At 33.4% G+C, this 20,424-nt stretch carries 15 protein-coding genes and 2 pseudogenes; 4 read left to right on the plus strand and 13 right to left on the minus strand.

All coding sequences use genetic code 11. The annotated features are described in order from the left end of the window. Positions 1-68 precede the first annotated feature (68 nt). Entirely contained in the window at positions 69-2,600 is a 2,532-nt protein-coding gene (locus tag ONG78_RS06745) for an ankyrin repeat domain-containing protein (protein WP_264377978.1), read from the plus strand. Positions 2,601-2,650: 50 nt separating this feature from the next. Here ONG78_RS06745 and ONG78_RS06750 read toward each other — a convergent pair whose 3' ends face one another. Then, positions 2,651-4,723 carry a heme lyase CcmF/NrfE family subunit gene (locus ONG78_RS06750; RefSeq protein WP_458694728.1) on the minus strand — a complete coding sequence of 691 codons (2,073 nt, stop codon included), beginning with the start codon at positions 4,721-4,723 and terminating at the stop codon, positions 2,651-2,653. A gap of 155 nt (positions 4,724-4,878) precedes the next feature. Between ONG78_RS06750 and ONG78_RS06755 the strand changes: the two genes are divergently transcribed. Next, on the plus strand, positions 4,879-6,138 hold the full coding sequence (locus ONG78_RS06755) for a hypothetical protein (protein ID WP_264376491.1): 1,260 nt from the start codon (positions 4,879-4,881) through the stop codon (positions 6,136-6,138). Positions 6,139-6,351: 213 nt separating this feature from the next. On the opposite strand, the gene radC is transcribed toward ONG78_RS06755, so the two are convergent. After that, positions 6,352-7,032 (minus strand): RadC family protein, encoded by a 681-nt coding sequence (gene radC, locus ONG78_RS06760; protein ID WP_264377980.1) that lies wholly within the window; start codon positions 7,030-7,032, stop codon positions 6,352-6,354. Between the two features lie 551 nt (positions 7,033-7,583). On the opposite strand from radC, the gene ONG78_RS06765 reads away from it, so the two are divergent. Further along, positions 7,584-8,690: a D-alanyl-D-alanine carboxypeptidase family protein gene (locus tag ONG78_RS06765; protein ID WP_264374668.1), complete on the plus strand. Its 1,107-nt coding sequence runs from the start codon at positions 7,584-7,586 to the stop codon at positions 8,688-8,690. A gap of 32 nt (positions 8,691-8,722) precedes the next feature. Here ONG78_RS06765 and ONG78_RS06770 read toward each other — a convergent pair whose 3' ends face one another. The 7 genes and pseudogenes from ONG78_RS06770 to ONG78_RS06800 all read right to left on the minus strand — a co-directional run bounded on the left by ONG78_RS06770 (position 8,723) and on the right by ONG78_RS06800 (position 15,027). Further along, the gene (locus ONG78_RS06770) at positions 8,723-10,063 is read right to left on the minus strand and encodes a DNA recombination protein RmuC (protein WP_264374667.1); all 1,341 of its coding nucleotides are present in this window, start codon (positions 10,061-10,063) and stop codon (positions 8,723-8,725) included. A gap of 273 nt (positions 10,064-10,336) precedes the next feature. After that, positions 10,337-10,816 (minus strand): annotated as a pseudogene (locus tag ONG78_RS06775) (porin); the annotation flags it as partial. A 220-nt stretch (positions 10,817-11,036) separates the two neighbouring features. Then, complete coding sequence (locus ONG78_RS06780) at positions 11,037-11,981, minus strand: IS110 family RNA-guided transposase (protein WP_264377456.1); 945 nt, start codon at positions 11,979-11,981, stop codon at positions 11,037-11,039. 222 nt (positions 11,982-12,203) lie between these two features. Next, positions 12,204-12,887 (minus strand): annotated as a pseudogene (locus ONG78_RS06785) (porin); the annotation flags it as partial. 100 nt (positions 12,888-12,987) lie between these two features. After that, positions 12,988-13,779: a hypothetical protein gene (locus ONG78_RS06790; RefSeq protein ID WP_264377981.1), complete on the minus strand. Its 792-nt coding sequence runs from the start codon at positions 13,777-13,779 to the stop codon at positions 12,988-12,990. Between the two features lie 184 nt (positions 13,780-13,963). Next, a complete protein-coding gene (locus ONG78_RS06795; protein WP_264376493.1) occupies positions 13,964-14,635 on the minus strand; it encodes a hypothetical protein in 672 nt (223 codons plus the stop codon). A 173-nt stretch (positions 14,636-14,808) separates the two neighbouring features. Further along, the gene (locus ONG78_RS06800; protein WP_264377982.1) at positions 14,809-15,027 is read right to left on the minus strand and encodes a hypothetical protein; all 219 of its coding nucleotides are present in this window, start codon (positions 15,025-15,027) and stop codon (positions 14,809-14,811) included. A 186-nt stretch (positions 15,028-15,213) separates the two neighbouring features. Here ONG78_RS06800 and secA point away from each other — a divergent pair, with 186 nt between their 5' ends. Beyond that, entirely contained in the window at positions 15,214-17,865 is a 2,652-nt protein-coding gene (secA, locus tag ONG78_RS06805; protein WP_264377983.1) for a preprotein translocase subunit SecA, read from the plus strand. A 177-nt stretch (positions 17,866-18,042) separates the two neighbouring features. On the opposite strand, the gene ONG78_RS06810 is transcribed toward secA, so the two are convergent. The 4 genes from ONG78_RS06810 to dprA all read right to left on the minus strand — a co-directional run bounded on the left by ONG78_RS06810 (position 18,043) and on the right by dprA (position 20,391). Then, positions 18,043-18,288: a transposase gene (locus ONG78_RS06810; RefSeq protein WP_264376495.1), complete on the minus strand. Its 246-nt coding sequence runs from the start codon at positions 18,286-18,288 to the stop codon at positions 18,043-18,045. A gap of 274 nt (positions 18,289-18,562) precedes the next feature. Next, the gene (locus ONG78_RS08055; RefSeq protein WP_264375904.1) at positions 18,563-18,760 is read right to left on the minus strand and encodes an IS630 transposase-related protein; all 198 of its coding nucleotides are present in this window, start codon (positions 18,758-18,760) and stop codon (positions 18,563-18,565) included. Between the two features lie 159 nt (positions 18,761-18,919). Beyond that, a complete protein-coding gene (locus ONG78_RS06815) occupies positions 18,920-19,060 on the minus strand; it encodes a hypothetical protein (RefSeq protein ID WP_264374660.1) in 141 nt (46 codons plus the stop codon). A gap of 254 nt (positions 19,061-19,314) precedes the next feature. After that, the gene (gene dprA / locus ONG78_RS06820; RefSeq protein WP_264377984.1) at positions 19,315-20,391 is read right to left on the minus strand and encodes a DNA-processing protein DprA; all 1,077 of its coding nucleotides are present in this window, start codon (positions 20,389-20,391) and stop codon (positions 19,315-19,317) included. Positions 20,392-20,424: the final 33 nt, after the last annotated feature.

Here is a 20,424-nt window from a genome sequence, read left to right on the forward strand (position 1 = left end):
GTTATTTTATTATGGATCAATAATTTTTTTTAGCTATAGTACAAAAACAAATAGTTTGAGGTAGAATTATGGAATATGAACGGTTGTTAAAAATATTAAGGACAATAAGTGACTTAAATGAGAACAATATAATCGAAAGGATAAAAGAGGAATTGGAAAAAGAAGATCCAGACACGTATAAAAAGTGGCAAGATAATGGATTTAACATAAATTATACATTCGATGATCAAAGTACATTGTTACATATAGCTGCTAGAAATGATCTTGTAAAGATAGCAGAGCTTTTAATAAAAAAAGGGGGTAATGTTAATACAGCAGATCAAGATGGATGGAATCCTTTACACTTTGCTGCCGCAAGTGGTAGTATAGGAGTGGTAGAGATTCTCATAGCAAACGGGGCTAATGTTAATGCAGCAGATCAAGATGGGTGTACTCCTTTGCATTGTGCTGCTCACAATGGACATAAAGAGATAGTAGAACTCCTATTAGACACGGGGGCTAATGTTGATGCAGTAGATAAAGTTAAGATAACTCCTTTACACGCTGCTGTTCGCTTTGGTTATACAGAGATAATAAAAGTTCTCATAGCAAACGGGGCTAATGTTAATACAGCAGATCAAAATGGGTGTACTCCTTTGCATTGTGCTGCTCACAATGCAAATAAAGAGATAGTAGAACTCCTATTAGACACGGGAGCTAATGTTGATGCAGTAAGTCAGGCTGAGAGTACTGCATTACATCATGCTGTTTCTGCTGAAAATTGCCAAGTGGAAATAGTAAAAGCTATCATAGAAAAGGAAGCTGCTGTTGACATAGCGGATAAATACGGGCGTACTCCGTTATGCTGGGCTATTAGAAATGGCTATTCAGAAATAGCAAGAATTCTACTTGAAAACAAAGCAGATCCTTTATTGGGACATAAAAGTTTTAACACATTAAAGCTCTTGATTGAATTAATAAAAAATGATTTTAAGCACTCTAAGAAAGCAGAAGAAACACAGCAACAAGAGGATGATGAATATGAATTGATTAAATACTCACTGGTACTTCGCAATGACTGTTCTTTAACTGATATTGCTGAAAGAGGTGCATTTGGTAAGCTGATATCTACGTGGCTTGCTGACATGTCCAACTTAACAGAGAGTCAGAAGGAGTTGAATAAAAAATTCTTAAGTACTTTTAAAGACTTTCCACATGTTACTTATAAGGATTATAAGAACGATGTTGAAAAAATTAAAAAATTTTTACTGGATCATAAAAGTAATCAAGATCTAAAAACCATCCTCAACCTTAAAAGAGGAGAATCTAAACTGACAATACTGCATATTCTATCAAGTATGGAATGTAGCAATGCGGGAGAATTCATAGATTTACTGTTGAATTCAGGTGCTGATCCTAATGAAAAGGACGACACAGGAAGAACACCTTTACATTATGCTACTCGTTCTGGTCATTGTGATACAATTATCAAATTGCTTCTAAGGAAAGGAGCTAATCTTGATATAAAGGATAAAAAAGGTAAAACCCCAATAGAATTTGCAGTTAATAATCCCAACCTTAATATTAAAGAGTACTTTTTAACTGATGATGTTATTTATGGAACTTTTCGTAAAAAAACACAAGTTGACTATAATGGAAAAAAGTATTTGTGCAAAAGTGTAAATCTATGGGGAGAGGATTTTCTACTAGATGAGCAAGATCCAGATAAATATTTTTGTAAATTAGATGAAGTTCAAGACATAAATCAGCTAGAACAGGTTGTAAATGAAGCTATAAAATCTAGGGTAAGGTTCAATCTTACTTGTGAGGGAAATATATATGAAAATACTTATGAGAATAAGTATAATTTTACAGATTATGTAATAAGAAGAATTAGTGAATTAAAGATTTTTCAAGTTGAAAGGGACATAGAAGTTGCTAGTCGCATAGTATGTAATTTGGTAAAAAGAGGTGCAGTATTTGAAACTTTAAGTAGTATAATTGTAATTGATAAACTAGAGAAGTTTAAAGACCACAAAGCTAATCTGAAAGAAGCACGTAAAAGCTATATACATTATTCTCTAAGGTTTTTGGAAGCTGCAAAAAACGCAACTACTGGTAAGGTAAAAGAGGCAAAAATGGACAACTTCACTTTCTACTTAAAATATTCAAAGAATAGTATAGTCGAGGTTGCAAAAATCATAAATGGAACAGATGAAAGCACAGAATTTCGAAGAGACGTGATAGCAATAGGTGAAAGCGAGATAGAAATTTTAACGGAAGGTGGGGTAAGAAATTATACTGACCTTATAGGTAATATAGTACTGACTTTTCATACTGATTTGGGAAAAGTAGATGCTAGATTGTATTCTGATGTGCAAGATGAAGGAAAAATTATAGTAGAAGTGAGTAACAAGGAGGAAATATTGGAAAAGTTTAAAAATTATAAAGAAGAGTTAGGTGAGAACTGCTTGCTTGGTGGTTCTTCTGTCTACGACGCTATTAAGCAGGGATATTTTAAAAGGCCTGAGGAAGTAGATTCCATATATCATGTAAGCTCTTCATTAGAAAATATATCTTTATTGCCTATTGTACAACAGAACATAGAGAAAATTCGCTAGCAAGGTTAGTGTTGCTTAGCTTAAGTTTAAATTGCCAAAAAATGCAAACTTTATGATACTGAAGGAACTACTTTTTTGCTAGAAGGCAAAGCAGCAAGGAGCGAACCAAAAGCAATAAGAAAGGATCCAAGCCAGATTATAGACATTCCAGGTTTATAGTGCACTTTAGCTGCGATTTTGCTCTTACTCTTATCAATCTCTCCAATTACAACATAAATATCAGAAAATAAATTGTGGTAGATACTGCTTTCAACATTTTTCTGACCTTCCGCAAGGTAAAATCTATATTCAGGAGTTACATCACCTATTACCTTACTATTAAGCAAATTCCTGATATCCATTGTACCCCTCACTGCATGGAAATTTTTTTCTTTTATTAGCTCAATATTTCGTAAAGTAACTTTAAATTTATTGACTGTTATGCTGTCTCCTATTCCCAAGTAGTTTTCTTTTTTCTCCTGCCAACCAACTGAATAAGATATACCAAGCACTAGAATTGCCACTCCAGCATGAGCAAGCATCATTGCATAGTAGGACTTAGAAACTCTTCTTGCTAATAAAATTGATTCACCAAATGCTACCTTAAACAAACAAATTCTTTTACTATATGCTTCTAAAACAAAGATTAATAATGCTATGGAGATGGTAATTGATAGCACAATCATTAGCTCCATGTAAAAGATAAACGGCAAAATAGCTGCAGCACTACAAAATGAAAATCTATATTCACGGAATATTGGCAATAGACTATTTCCCTGCCAACTGCAGTATTGCCCTATCATGGTGAGCACTAGAATAGCTAGTGCAATAGAGTTAAATAAAGAATTGTAATATGGTGCTCCAACTGAAATTAATTCACCGGTTAAATACTCAAGCACTGTAGGGTATAAAGTGCCAACGAACACGATGAAAAAGGCAGTGATGAATAATAAATTGTTCATCAGCATCATCGTAAGGCGTGAAAAGAATCTTCTACCTTCTGTCACTTGAGTAGCAGATTTCTTTTCAGATTCCAATATCGAATACTGGAAAGATGTGTTATTCTTTCTCGTAAACACTACAAATATTACTAAGCTACTGACTGTAATTACACCAAGTAGAGCTAATATATACAGTCCATATCTTGGGTCATCTGCAAACGTGTGCACTGAGGTAAGTATTCCTGAGCGGACTAGAAATGTTCCAGTCACACTCAATATAAAAGTTGTAAGCGTAAGTAAAATAGCGAAATTCCTTAAAGTATTGAAATTTCGTACAATGAGCAACAAATGTGTCAGCGCCACTGCAATTAGCCACGGCATCAAAGAAACGTTTTCCACTGGATCCCAGAACCAAAATCCACCCCAACCGAGTTCACGATATGCCCACCAGCTACCCAAGCTGATGCCCAAAGTGAGCAGCGACCAAGAAATAAGTACCCAAGGCCTGACAATTTTAGCCCAAACATTTCCTTCAGTATTTGCAATTAATCCAGCTATAGAGAGCGAAAAAGGAACGCTAAATCCAAGGTACCCCAAATATAATATCGGTGGATGAATAGCAAGGCCTATATCCTGCAATATCGGATTAAAACCCAGTCCATCTGTTTCAATGCCTGGCATTTTAGTGAAGGGGCTGGATTCAAGTAAAGTGAACAGTAAAAAACAAAAGCAAATCAAGCCTTGGGTGATAAGAGATATTTTTTTTAATTTACTACTATTAGTTCGTTCTGGTGTCATGCAAGTAGCTGACACTGGAATCCAGTTTTTATTACACTGCCATTTGATGTACTCATTTGCAATTAAATTCCAGTGTCTGGGCACTGGGATGACAGAAGGTATATAAATATCCATTAGTAATAAATACATGACAAGCACTAAGGTCCAAAGCAACATAGACCCTTCTTTATTTCCCCAAACACCACAAATCTTATAGATTAAAGGTTTTGTTGTGTGTGAGTGGTAATATACGTTTTCAAGTGAGAAATCATTTTTAATGTGGCAGTAGATCAAAATAGCCATTGATGCTGACACAAAAAAAAATATGGCAGAGGAGACGAATCGGTAAGAACTAAACGGTAGAAACAAATACGTTAAAGATAACAAACAGGCTACCAATAACAATATATTCCCAAATTCAGGCATAAGATTCATATAATGATATTACTAATAATAAATTGGGAGTTAAAGTTTTAATATAGGAACAAAGTTAATCTTCAATTATATTAATAGTAAGTAAAAATTAAGCATTAAGCTTTTATACTTTATATTATATAACATTAATATTGTGAGGTAATATTATGGGCACAACTAAGATTAGTGAATTTCTATTCAATATAAAAGGTAAAGTGGCAAAACAACATGCTGAACCAATAATTGAAAAAAATCTCTATACTATTTTAGGATTCAAAGATGTAGAAGATTTAGAACATAAGACAAGTAAGTCCGTTAACAAAAAAATTTGGCAGCTATTTATTGATTGCTTTACAAAGGAAATAGATTATGTAGCAACTAAGCAAGTTGTAAAAAACGTTGTTTGTAATATTGCCAAAAGTGCCCAAGGCAATGCTTTTACTGAAGCTGAAAGCTTAATCTTAAACGAAAAACAAGATAATAAAAAGAGAGAAAGAGCGATTAAAAAAGCTACTAGTATTTTAAAAAAAATCAATCCAGAAAAAGCCTTCAATGAACTTTCAGTAATAAAAAAACAAGCCGAAGATTTTTTACAAACCGATTTTTATAAGGCGCAGAGCAAACCACTGCCAGGATTTGCTACATCTGGTGCACAGCTTTTTGCGGAAACTTTGAAATATATAGAAACACTAGAAAAATTATCAGAAGTTAAAAAGGAAGATTTAACTAAGAGTTTCCTATTAAATTATATTAGTTCACTGAACAAAAAGTATCCTAAATCACAAGGTAAAAGGGAAGATGCTATACGAATACTATCAAGCGATGAGTTGAAGAATTTTTACAATAAATGTATAGAAGAAGGAATGTTACAACCAATGGTATCTTATAAAGAATGCAAAAACCTATTTGATAAAATGAACCAGGCGAAGAATGAATCCAAAAGTATAATTGGAAGAAAAGAACAGGAAGGAAACTTGGAGAAAATAGATAAGTCGATAGTCAGTGCAATTAATGACATAAAAAAACATAGAGAAGCAATCCTTAACTGTAAAGATTTTCAAAGTTCTTACATAAAAGAGAAAAAAGAACATCCATTTAGAGGTACCTCATGTCAAAAAATGATTGATATATATCAAGAGAGAATTGCTGGATATCAGGAAAAAATTCGTCAAAACCTAAACCAAATAAGAGCAATATTAAAAGATACGCCGCAAGATGTGGAAGAATTTAAGGAAATAATCAATTGTGTGCATGAAGCAGAGCAGTATGATGAAATTTTTGATTCGGCTTTAATTTGTTTACCGAACATACAGAATAAGCTAGATATTCAACCAGAAAATCCCCTAACAGAACTCAGAGCTTCACAAATTAACGTTGAAATTGAGCTAACTAGGCTCTGTGAACAAAATATTAGAGTAAGCATGTGAGTGCTTCAACAAAATTCAAAAACCAATAAAGACCTCATAAGTCTTATCAAAACAGGAGATTTCTAATAGTGGCAAATACCATGTATTTCTTTCAATTTGCCACTACCTAAATCACACATTGTCTTCCAGAAGGAAAATTTTTGTTCCACTGGCAACCACCTCATGTATAGCTTTACTTCCATAATAAGAAAAATGGCAAAAGCAATTTTAGATCTACTCTAATAAAAGCCTATTTTCCTTGAAACTAAAATAGCTACTAAATGTGATAATAATATGATCTATTAATTCTATTCCTATGCTTTTGCAAGCTTCTGCAAGCTGTCTGGTGAGAAACATATCGCTACTTGAAGGCTGTATATCTCCACTTGGGTGATTGTGGGATATTACAATCGATGTTGAGCCAATCAAAAGAGCGCGTTTTATGATCTCTCTAACATAAAGAGGAGTTTGATCTATTGTACCAAAGTTTTGTAGATCTTCTGCTATTAGACGATATCTTTTATTCATATAGATAACGCGAAAATTTTCTTTATTAAGGCTTCCTATACTTGCTTTTAAATAATCAAGCAATTTTTCCCAATTATTGATTATAGGTAAGTCCTTTATTTCTTCTCGTGCAGAACGAACAAAAGCCTGTTTCACACAAAAGATAGCAGATATGGCTGCATTATTAACTCCTTTAATATTTTGCAGTGCTTCTAAATCGGCATTAAAAACCTTATTTAAACTACCAAAATTTTCTATCAAACTCTTTGCTACTGGCTTTACATCGATTCTACTATATGCTGAATATAAAATGTGTTCTAAAATCTCATAATCAAGTAATGATTGTCCGTTATCTAAAATAATTCTCTCTCTTAGGCGCTTTCTATGACCTTTTTTGTAATCTTTCATTATTCATGAATTGCTTATCTCTTATAATAAGAAATTGAATTTTTAAGTAAAATATTTAATAAAACACATGAAGCATAATTGTAAATTTTTGAAGACAGCAAATGAAAGTAGCCCCTCTATTGTCATCTCCTGCTCCCTCCTTCTTGTCATTCAAGTAGCCTCTATCCCAGTGGGCTTTGTTGCAAATATTAATAAATTTACCAAGCGAAAAAAAGGCAAAAAAATCCCCATGTAACGAGTTTTAATAATGTAAATTGGCGCTGTAATAATGTGCTAACGCTTAAAATAAGAGCGTTTTGGCTGAATGTAGAAAAAATAAAAAAGACATGCAGCCGCTATAATTTTTATGTAATTTGCCAATAAATATCTGAGTTTTTTACTGAATTTTTGTTGTTGAACCCGCGCGGATCGAAAACAAGGATAAATACTCTTATTGTCATAATAAGGGGGCTGGCGCAGTTTGTCAAGGAAGTTTTATGCGAGAGATCTATTGAAATACTCGTGCAAAATCATACTATTAATTAGTACACTATAAATTTAAAATTATAAATATGTTAAGCAAATTAGTAACTTTGCTATTAATTTTTATACTCCCTTTTAATTCGTACTCATATCAGTTTAGAACTAAAGCAAAGCAAGCAGTTGTTTTAGATTTAGCTTCAGACTCTTTCATTTTTGACCATAATTCCAGTGAAAAAATGGCCCCATCTTCAATGAGTAAGTTAATGACTTTATATGTAGCTTTTGACTATCTAAAAGCTGGAATAATAAAAATGGAAGATAAATTTCGAGTAAGTAGAAAAGCATGGGAAAGGAAAGGCTCTTCTATGTTTTTGAAAGAAGGTCAATTTGTTACGGTAAAAGAATTACTTGAAGGAGTTACAATCGCCTCAGGTAATGATGCATGCATAGTGCTAGCCGAGGGTATTGCAGGATCAGAAGAGAATTTTGTTGCTGAAATGAATGAAGTTGCACAAGATTTAAATCTTAATGATAGTCATTTTGTTAACTCAAGCGGTTGGCCAGATGAAAACCATTTTATGAGCGCAAAAGACTTGGTAACACTGGCAAAAAGGATTTTTACTGATTTTCCTGAATACTATGATCTATTCTCTGAACAATATTTGACATATAACGATATTGTACAAAAAAATAAAAATCTTTTACTTTTCCATGATATTGGAGTTGATGGTCTAAAGACAGGTCATACAAGTGCTGGTGGTTATGGCATTATAGCATCTGCAAAACGGAACGATAGGAGAATTTTTGCTGTTGTGAATGGTTTGGACACCGAGAAAGAGCGAATAGAGGAAGCAAAAAGACTAATACAATATTCCTTAAATCATTTTAATACTAAGAAAATATTTGCTAAGGATAGCGTAGTTGAAGAAATAAATATTGTTTATGGAAAAGATAAAAAAGTGCCCGTTACAGTTGCAAACGATGTTACCATAACTTATAACCGCAGATTACATGATAAAATTAAAGTGCGTATTGAGTATAAAGATATGGTACCCGCACCAATTAAAAAAGGTCAAGAAGTGGGCAAAATTTTTGTAGAAATACCTGGTACTGAGCAACAAACTATACCTGTTTATGCAGCAAATGATGTGCAGGAATTGAGCTACATAAAAAAAATTTTTAGAAAGTTGTTTTAATCAGCAAATGTAAGTTAAGTAGACCTGAAATACTAATCTACTTTCAACCCCTCAGCATGTAAACTGCGTGGTAAAGATTCCAACTCTTTTGCAGCAGTGAGTTCTTTATTTTTTGCATGTATACCAAGCTTATTGAATTCTCGAGCAGCGGGAAATACTCTTGCCTCAAGCGAGCCAGCAGTTTTATTGTAATGGTCGACAGCGCTTTTTAAGCTCCTGCGTAAATTGTCAAAGTTTTCGCCCATTGTGCAGATTCGCTCATATAAAATATGGCCTAGTTTACTTATTTTCTTTGCATTTTCTGCTATCACCTCTTGCTTCCATCCATAGGCTACTGCCCTAAGCAGCGCAATTAAAGTTATCGGTGTTGCAATAATAACTTTTTTTTCTATTCCAATTTCTATCAAAGCTGGTTCACACTCCAGTGCTGCGCTGAAAACTCCTTCTCCTGTTAAGAAAAGTACTACAAGTTCTGGCGTATTTTCAAACTGATTCCAATATTCCTTTCTGCCTAGATCGTTTATATGTTTTTTTATTGCCAGAGAATGATTCTTCAATTTTTCCCTTTGTATCTGCAAATCATTTTGCGACATAGCATCCATATAAGAATCAAGTGGTACTTTAGCATCTATTATTATTTGCTTTCCTGATGGCATTTTTATTATCAAATCAGGACGCAACAAATTGTCCTCATTTTTATCAATTACTGAGGCTTGAGTCAAAAAATCGCAATATTCAATCATTCCCGCCATTTCTACTACTCTTTTTAGCTGCATTTCACCCCATTTGCCCCTAATGTGAGGCTTCCTCAGAGCGTTAGCAAGGCTAGAAGTTTGACTCATTAATGCTCCAATTTGCTCCCTTAAACCTTCATAGGCCCCTACCCTCTCCTTCTCTAGGTCACGTATTTCACTATCGAATTTTTCTAACTTTTCTTTTATTGGAGTGACAACTTCGTTGATCGTTGCTTGCCTTTTTTTGAAATCACTTTCTGTTTCTTTTAGTTTACTATCGATTACTTCCTTCGCTAAATTCAGAAAATTATTGTTGTTTACCTGCAAAGCATCAAGAGAAAGCGCTTTAAAAGTATTTGTAAGCCTCTCCTCTGCTTTTGTCAGTAATTCTATTTCCTTTTTCTTTTCCTCACGCTCTTTTTGTAGAATTACTTCAAGCTCTGCTTTTTTGACTTTCAACCCAACTATCTCTTCATCCTTATTCAGTAAAGTTCGCTTTGCCTCTTGAAGCTCACGCTCTAATTTAAGTTCAAGATTTGCTTTCTCCTCACTTAGCTTTCTATTCTTTTTTACGACGAAAAAGAGAAATAACAGTAAAAAAAGAAAATTTAACCCGAGAACTATAGAATTGAGAAGCATCAGAATACAGAAAAAACCGCACTCACAATACTATCTAATTTTTCTATATATAAAAAAGAAAAAAGAGCATCAAATGAGGTACTCTTTTGTGAAGGATTTGGTTTACTAATTAATAATCGCCTACACTTGGATTAGTGACATAATGTCTTTTTATTAAAAATCTTATATAATAGTTATTTTTATCATATCAAATAGCACATATATTAACAACTCGATTTTACTCTCATTGCTTACTATTTACCACATTACAACACTTACAAACCGGTTATTTCATTAAAAACTTAGCTTCAGCCCAGCCAAAAGCACATACCCGGAGTTATTACTTTCGATTTCAGGTTCTTTGGTACTAAATTTTACAATATCGAAGTAGTATGAAGTGCCAAGAGCTAATGGATATTCAAGACTGAAAGCCTGTGATGTTAATTCGTTTGTACCTTTGCCTACAATATCCCTGCTACTACTAAAATATGTTAAGCTCACTTTACGAGAATCAGAATGATAAGCAACACCTGCATTTATATAATTCATATTACTTGTTTCAGGACTACGTTTCTCACCAGATTTACCGCCATTACCGTACGAAAAAATGCAATCAAGTTCAAAAAGTTTTAGCTTCAAGCCAAAATTCCAGTGTAGCAATTGATTACGGCATTTATAATTTTCAGAAGTACCATCCGAGCAATCAGTTAAATTTTCTCTTGCAAACTCACCAGTAAAAGCAGTAGTAAAATTTATTTCATCTGATAAGCCATCAACTATGTTTTTTAAAATTTTTTGAGTTTAGTCTCATTTGTTCATAATTTTGCATTTTTATTCAATTGAAAAATGTATTTTGGCAACAAAGATCCCAGTTTATACAGAAAGAAATTTATATCAAACAGCAACCACTGCTTAGATTTTATGGTTAACGAATATGTGCTTTAAATGTGTGTAGACGCACATATCCGTTAACCTATTTTCTATGCAGATTTTTTTATTTCATATTAATTGCTTCTTTAAGTCTTGCATTGGCAATTACTATGATTTTTCGCATTAGAGCTGTTATAGCTACCATCTTCTTTTTACCTCTACCAATAAGATTAGAGTAAAAAGCACCAAGTGCAGATTTAGATCTTGCAGCGGCCATAGCAGCTGTAAAAAGCTTTGCACGAACATTGCTTCTACCACCTGTTATCCTTCGGTAACCAATAGTTTTACCGCTTTCTTTTGGATGTGGAGCAACCCCAGCAAGACTTGCAACTTCTTTTTTGTTTAGGTAGCCAAGTTCTGGCATTAGACACACAAAAACTTGAGATAGCTTGAGACCTATTCCTGGCACTGTTCTCAGGATCTTTTGACGCTTTTGTAACTCTGGATTTTTATCAATAATTCTTTGTATGGCATCGTTGAACTCATTTATCTGATTGGTAAAAAAGTCTATTGTTTTTTGGCAACTTTCCTTTATATAGTCGTTTTCAGGTGCTGCAAGCCTACATTTCTCTTGAGTTCTCATTTGCGTAATGTCATCACGACGTTGACAGAGTGCAACTAAGGCAGTTTGTTCTTTTGACATAGGCACAAATAGAGATAGAGCACTATAGCGTTCAAAACCATATTGAGCAAGGGCTTTTGCATCTGATTGATCAGTTTTTGCTAAAGTTCCATGTGATATGATAAAACTTTTTACTTTACGAGTATTAGCTCGATGCACAGCAACATTCATATCAACAAGAGAACGTGCTAAACCAAGCTCATATTTTCCTGTATTTTCTAAAGTTACAAAAGAATTAGGTAGAATATTTGAAAATTCTTGAAACAATTGTTGCCAACCAGCATCATTATTATTGAACTTGATAGTGTTTTTTTGGTTGTACACTGCAGCAACATTTTTGAATTTTCCAATATCAATGCCAATAAAATTTTGATAAGATGCAATCATAATAACCTCGATAGTTTAATTAATTTAAGATTGTAAACGGGTGCACATATATGTCCCACACAACTATTCAAACGTATCGAGGGATAGGGCTAGTGTACCTTGATGGCTACGGTTGTAATACCAATTTTCATTCGGTCGCACACGCCCGTGATAGCCCTATTCCTATAGTGAGTAGGGTTATCTTTCCCTCTTATCTCTTTTATATCACATTTTTAACTTACAATTTTTATAGGAAAGACCAGCGGCTATTAGATTGTTATATTGCAAATTATTTTTTCCTGGAACATAACTGAGTCCAAGTTGAAAGTTATAGATTTCAGGAGAAATATAGTTTATCGTTGGTTGTTTTAACTTCAGCTCTAGTCCATTATAGTCGCTGTAAATATTGGGTTTTACCCAAAATACCTCATCTTTATCATACCCAGGATCATTATCTTTTTTTTCATTACCGCGCAAATTTGAGTAATTTGTCCAATGACCATTTATTCCTCCGGCAGCTGTGTAAATTTTTGAAGTGTTAATTAACATACTCTGACTAACTAAACTTCCTTTACCATATTCAATTGATCCAAATTCCTGGTTCTTTATGATAAAATACCACTTCTCCATTTCTAACTTTTCTATGTCTAGTGCCTTTAAGTTTGCAATACCAGAAACTCCTACCTTAACATTAAACCCCATTTGTGTATTTGGATAAACTTGCTGCAAATAAAGAAAGCGCAGGTCTGAATAGCTTGAGGTCTTGTCTTTTGTAGGGCTAAAAGAATCTCTGTTGAAAGCGTAGCCAAATCTTAAATCTATTTTTCCATCTAGTTCTGCATAAAATATCTCCTTATCTAGAATTACCCTAGCGTTAGCACTCCCTACCACGAATAATAATGAAAATAGTGTGATCAGTAACCTCATAGGCAAGCTTAAATTTTTAATATAAGCTTAACAGAAATAAAAAACAATCCTTATATTGTGTAGAACTTAGATACTACAAAGCAATTAATGACAAAAGCGTTTAAGCATTCTTCACACTATGTTTTTGAATTATATTTCCATAAATAATTGATATACTTGATAGTTTTCGCTTTAATAACTGCTTGTTAATGGAAGAATGTATACGATTAACTATTTTAGATGTGTTATTTGCATCACAGTTCATCAAAATAAAAAGTACCTTATTCTCATCAATACATCCTAGAAAATCATCACTACGGCAATTTTTATAAAAATGCTCTATGATCAAACTCAATGCATTGTTTGTCTCATTCAATTTACTATTAAAACCTATTATCCCTATAACTGCATTAATTTGATATTCAAAGGCAAAATTCAATACAACATATAACTCCAAAATAGTGGACTCATTGTCTGGTATATCAAACAAGTTGTGTTTTTTATATTTCTTACCCATCAGATATTTATCCCTAAACATTGCTAGCTTATGAAACAGGCTAATGTCACGTATCAATAGCTCATAATTAATCTTGCTATTAGTAAATTGCGTGGTGCGAAAAACTTTTACCTTTGTTTTTATATCTTCTCCTTTAGCATCAATTAGAGAAAAGCCTATCACTTTTGGCAATATATCGGGCAAATCGCGCCCATCTTCAGTATACTCCAAATAGCTTTTCATATCTTCAGCTGCTCTTTTACTTAAAATATTGATTAACGGCTTATTAAGTAAATTCCCTTCCTCACATTTTAATAAATTCCTTGCAGCTTGATTGAGTCCCGAGATTAATACGTTCTTTTTCTCATTATCCTGACAAACAGATATCACAGCATCATCTTTCCTTCTTGCAGTCATAAAATCTTCCATATCTTCTCACATATAACGTATTTATAAGTATAATAAGATTGTATTAAAATTCATTTACCCATTAATATACTTGATAAAGCATAGACAAATCGTCATGTTGCTGCATGTTCTAAGTCATGATAAAGGAAGCAAAATTATAAATATAATTTTGCTTGTTCTCTTTATACCTTCACTACAACAACTTATTTTGCTGTATTGGATTAGATGGTTGAATATAACCTAAACTACTGTAACACGATTCTTCGTATGAAGGTAGTAGTTCCTCAAGCGGTGCTGAAGGTTGTACTTTTTCATAATTGTCAGAAGGAAAATTGTCTAATTCTTTATTATTAGTTGCCTTATCCATACATTTTATTGGTTGCTCTATATAGTCTTGTATTTCTTTTGTAAAACTATGATTTAGATAACAACTTGTTAAGTAAGCTACACCTGCTACTGTTAGTGCTAATGCTGCAAAAACTAAAGGTGAAGCTCCTATACACCTAAAAACCTTTACTTTATACATACTCATATGAGCAGGTGGATCAATGGTTGTTGCTAAAAAAATAAAAAAACCAAGTGAAAAAAATATTAATACGCAAATTCCACCCAATGAACAAGATCCTAACGCTACTTCTTTTAATGATTCTTCGTTTTTCTTTTTACTATTAAGGCTTCGATACATTTTATTAACGTTAGTATTGCTAATATAATCTTCTAGTTCTTTTAAAATTTTAGTCTTTAACTCTTCAATCTCATTATCTATTGACGAATAGTATTTTTTATACCGCTGCTTCAATTGAACGTCTAATACTGATTTACCACCATTTAGAAGATTTAAAATGTCTTTTTTTGCATAACTCAATCTCCTGAGAAATTTTAGAATCGTTTTGTTCTTTTATATCTTGATCCATTTTAGCCTGTAGTTTTTGACCAAAATCTTTAAATACAGTTCTGCAAGAAAGGTATTTTAATATAATAGGTAAAGCCAGCTCATTTCCCTTACTAAGCAAAGATAAAAGCTTCAAAGCGAAAGAATTAAGGTACTGCTTCTCTTGGTAGAATTAAGGTGAAATCTTCCCATCCTTGGCAAACTAATTTTATTGAAGAATCTTTAAACCCTTTTGTACCAAATTTTAATGAAGCAAAAAATTCTTCTAATTCTTCAAAAGGACAACTATTTTTCTCTAATTTTACTTTTATAATATTGCTTGATATTGTAACTCCACTAACCGTTTTATAAATGTAGCTTAACACTATTTTAATAATTTATCAAGAAAGTTTAATTATTAATTATAATATTTAATAAAATAAATAGACTCTTTTACATTTCATCTGCAAGAATCTTTTCCTTAGTTTGTAAATAAAGATTTTCTGAATCTAATTGCCGCAGGTTACGTTTAGTAATATAATCTCATATTAAATAAAACTTTACCTAAGTTTATGCCAGACTCTACGTTAGTTTTAACAACTATTCTTATATTCTTCATCTTTACGTTGTCACTTTTTTTTATAAAAAGGATATTTGGATCAACGAACAAGAAGATAATAAAATCCTTCAGAAAAATTGCTCAGCAGATTAATGCGCTAGAGCCAGAAATGCAGAGCTTATCTGATGAGGAGCTTGCTGGTAAAACCGCGAAATTTAAACGAGAACTGAAAAACGGAAAAACACTCAATGACCTTCTTGTACCTGCATTTGCGGTTGTACGCGAAGCATCGCGAAGATTCCTTAACATGAGGCATTTCGACGTTCAGCTAATTGGTGGAATGGTGCTCCATAACGGCATGATATCAGAAATGAAAACAGGAGAGGGGAAGACACTTGTTGCAACTTTAGCTGCATACTTAAATTCCTTAGAAGAAAAAGGTGTGCACGTCGTCACTGTTAACGACTATCTTGCAAAACGAGATACAGAGTGGATGAGTAAATTATATAATTCTCTTAGAGTTTCTGTTGCATTTATTACAAATAATTTGAAAGACGACGAGAGAAAAAAGGCTTATAGCGCAGATATAGTATACTCAACAAATAATGAACTTGCCTTTGATTATCTACGAGATAATATGAAATTTTCTCAAGAAGATATGGTTCAGAGAGGCTTCAATTATGCAATAGTAGACGAAGTAGACTCCATACTGATTGATGAAGCGCGTACTCCGCTCATTATTTCTGGCCCACTTGAGGAAAATAATCAGATATATAAGCATATCAATAAAATAGTAATCAAATTAGTTGATTCTGACTATGAAGTCGATGAAAAGAGTAGAGCAGTGTTCCTCACTGAAAATGGCATTTCACGAGTGGAGGAATTACTAAAATCGTATAACCTCATTCCTGAAAATTCCTCGCTCTATGATACTAGCAATATTATACTGACTCATTATATAGATCAAGCACTTCGTGCACATAAGCTGTTTACTGCTGATAAAGATTATATAGTGAAAAACGGTAAGGTGGTAATTATTGATGAGTTTACTGGGCGCATGATGGAAGGTAGGAGATATTCTGATGGTCTTCACCAGGCACTGGAGGCAAAGGAGAATCTTGAAATTCAGCATGAAAGTCAAACTTTAGCATCAGTCACATTTCAGAACTACTTTCGTATGTACAACAAACTTTCTGGTATGACAGGAACAGCAGCAACAGAGGCAGAGGAGTTTCGTGATATATATAGATTAAATGTAGTAAAAATTCCAACTAATGTGCCTGTTAAGAGAATAGATGTTGATGATGAAATTTATGGCACAGAAAAAGAAAAATTTAATGCTGTATTGAAGTTCATAGAAGAATGCCACAAACGCCTTCAACCAGTGCTTGTTGGCACTGTGAGTATTGAAAATTCTGAAAAACTTTCCGATCTTTTGAAAAGCCATTCTCTTAAGCATTCAGTATTGAATGCTCGTTATCATGAACAAGAAGCGTATATAATAGCGCAAGCTGGAATACCAGGCAGCATTACTATAGCAACAAACATGGCAGGACGTGGAACTGATATTCAGCTTGGTGGAAATGTTGAAATGATTGCAAAAATAGAGCTCGAGAAAATAAAAAATGCTGATGAAAGAGAAAAAAAATATCAAGAAATAGTCGAAAGAGTAAAAAAAGATAAGGAAATTGCTATAAAAGCTGGTGGCTTATGTGTTATTGGAACCGAAAGGCATGAAAGCAGGAGAATAGATGATCAACTGCGTGGCCGTTCTGGCCGTCAAGGTGACCCTGGACTTTCTAAGTTCTTTCTATCACTTGAAGATGATTTAATGAGGATATTTGGTTCTGATAGAATGAGGAATTTTTTGCAAAGAGTGGGACTAAAGAACAACGAGGCTATTCATCATCCATGGATTAATAAAGCACTTGAAAAAGCACAGAAGAAAGTTGAAGTTAGAAATTATGATGTGCGGAAGTCTTTGCTAAAGTTTGATGATGTAATCAACAATCAACGTAAAGTTATTTTTAAGCAGAGAAATCATATTTTAAACAATGAAATCAATGATTTAGTTGAAGTATATAGTGAAGTAAATGAGGATATAATAGAAGGTATAGTACAAAGTGGTTATTACGAAGATTATGTTGAAGATATTGCAAAAGAATTCCACATAAGATACGGGATAACGCTTAATCTAGAAGAGTTTTTGAATAAACAAGAAGCCTTGGATTATATAAATGACAAGATACAAGAATTTTTTACTGAGAAAGAAAAATATTTCAATAGTCAACAAACTACAGATTTGTGGAATACGATAGTGAAACAAGTGATGATCATGACACTTGATCATTTATGGAGGGAGCACCTTTCGGTCTTAGAGAGCCTAAGACAAAGCATAAATTTGCGTGCCATGGGGCAAAAAGACCCACTGAATGAATTTAAACGCGAAGCTTTCTTAATGTTTGAGTCGATGCTTGAAAAGTGGGGGGAGCTTACCATTCACCGCCTAGCGCACTTTAAGTTGCTAGACAATCAAGAAATAGGCAATAGGTCACGCTCTACTAAAAATAGCAGACTTCCAAAAGTTTCAAGAAATGACAAGTGCCCTTGTAACTCTGGAAAAAAATACAAACACTGTCACGGTGCAGTTGCCGTAGTGAATTAGTTGTTGCAAGAACATTATAGCTGCTATAGCTAACCGAAGTAAGATTTGCCCGAGCACTAAAAAACAAAATCAATAGCCGAATTAATATTGGGCCAAAAGGTTTGTAGAGCCTTTCTTATGTCGTGCTTGATCAGAATCGGATTTAAATCTGGCGAGTATGGAGGCAAGAACAAAATTTTACACCCAATATTTTCTATCAAATTTTTCGTCCTTGCAGATTATCGCATTGTCGAGAACAATAGTCTGTCCAGGTTTAAATACAGGGACAAGTACATTTTCTACATAAGCATCAAAAATCTCGCTGTTGCAGTAGCCATCAATTATCCATGGTGCTTTAACTTTTCCTTCATTCAGTGCTCCAATTATGCTTACCTTCTTTCTTTTGAACCCTGGGCAAATAACCTCTTGCCTCTTTGAGACCACCCATATTCATAAAATTCATTGTCCTCTATTCCAGACTCATCTATGTATATCAAGTTTCCTTTATTTATTTCTTCTACTTTTTTTATGAACTCTTTGCGTTTCTCTTTATCTCTTTCTCGATAAAGAAAAGTTTTTTTTATATGTATAGTTTACTTTGCTAAGGTAGTTATATACTGTGCTTCTACACATATTACCAAATTCTTCAATTATCTTTTCAATTCTAATATCCTGATTTCCATTCAGAAATTTGATAAATCTATCCATATCTTTAATCTTATGGCCATATCCTTTGCGATAGCCTGAAGATGGTTTCTGTTTCTTTTTTCCTTTTCCTCCACAAATATATTGGTTTTATGCTCACTTTGAATATTTGACTGATTTTTTTTATCGTCATTGTTTTTTTATCGACTCCTTTGAGAACACGTTCTTTCAGATCCTCACTATATGGACTTGGCATCTTCTTCTTTCTCATTACTTATTATACCATTCTAACCAATTTTGCCATATAGCTAAACCTTTCTTGGGTTAGCTATAGATGATAAAATATTTGATTCTAGTTCTTTATAGTCTACTAATCCGGTAGTTCTATTTGCTTGACTCATTTCAAACCTCCATTTTTTATATCAATTTATTACTTTTCTTTTCGGCTTGACACACTTTTTTGAACGTTCCCCACTTTTTCTATCACCTTTTCAAATTCTTCTACAGTTAAGCCTGTTATATTACGAAAATTTCTTGGGTGTTTCTTTATATTGTGGTAACTAAAGCTCATTTTTTTACCTTACTCTATCTGCTTATTCCTCTTCCATCATTTTATCATTACCTTTTGCAGCAGGTCTATTGATGCATGAGTCTGGAATCTAGGAATTCTGATTATATATTAAGTTAGTAAGTATAAAAGTTATGTAAAAATACAACGTTTTTAGTGAGATTACGGAAAGCCAGCGTCACACGCTGGAATGACATCTTTCTTGGTGGACTCAAATCATAATGTTTGTACGGTTGTGGATTTATAACTAAAGCAATCTAGAAAATTAATGATATTTTATTCCCCGGCGAACGCTCTATTTTATTTTCCGTCTCTAGTTCCAAAAGAGCCATTAGAGCTATGTTGGTAGAAAGTCCGCTTGCTAATATAAGTTCATCTATATCAACAGGTACAGAGTTAATATGATCAACTATAACAGATTTTGCCTGTTGTAATTTTTCTTGTTTTTGGTCAGCAACGGTATCAAATAGATTTTTTTGCTGAAGAGGTAAACTAAATCTCACGCTCTCTACTATATCATCAGCGGATTCAACAAGTTTAGCGCCGTTCTTAATTAAATAATTACTACCACTACAGCGTGAATCTAAAGGGAAACCAGAAACTGCAAACACCTCTCTTCCTTGATTCAAAGCAAAATCTGCTGTGATGAGAGAACCAGACTTTTTTGATGCTTCAATTACCACAACACCGAGTGAAAGGCCAGATATAATTCGGTTTCTTTGGGGAAAATACTGAGGCTTTGGTTTAGTAGCAAATGGAAGCTCAGTAATTACTAACCCGCCATTTTCAGTGATTCTTTTGTATAGATCAAAATTTTCTCTTGGGTATACTACGTCAATTCCGCTTGCTGTGACAGCAATGGTTGGGTGATTTTTGTATATTACACTGTTTGCTGCAGTATCGATCCCTCTTGCAAGTCCAGAAATTACGATGAAACCAACTTCGCTTAAATCAAGTGCCAACTTATTGGCAAAATTTCTTCCATTGATTGAAGAATTACGTCCACCGATTATTGCAATTATCTCACGGCTTAACAATGATATATCACCAAGTGTAGTTATTACAGGAGGACAACTCGGTATATTCCTTAAAATGTCAGGGTAATCTGGATCACATGCTGGTATTATTTTGGCTCCAATTTTTTCTGCATTCTTAATTTCTTCTTGTACATTTTTAATTCCATAATCCTTGTTAGCCAATTCATTAAGATACTTAAGCACTTCATCTAGTGAGCCACATGCTCTTAGTATACTAAAAAACTTTACTGGTCCCACAGTTCTAGCCAAGCTTAGCCATATTTCTAATTCTTCGTTATTTAATTTATTTATCTTCATAAAAGGCTTGAATTTCTTATCAGTTTAGTGTAC

The sequence above is a fragment of the Wolbachia endosymbiont (group B) of Philonthus cognatus genome, assembly GCF_947179345.1.
Taxonomy (GTDB): Bacteria; Pseudomonadota; Alphaproteobacteria; order Rickettsiales; family Anaplasmataceae; genus Wolbachia.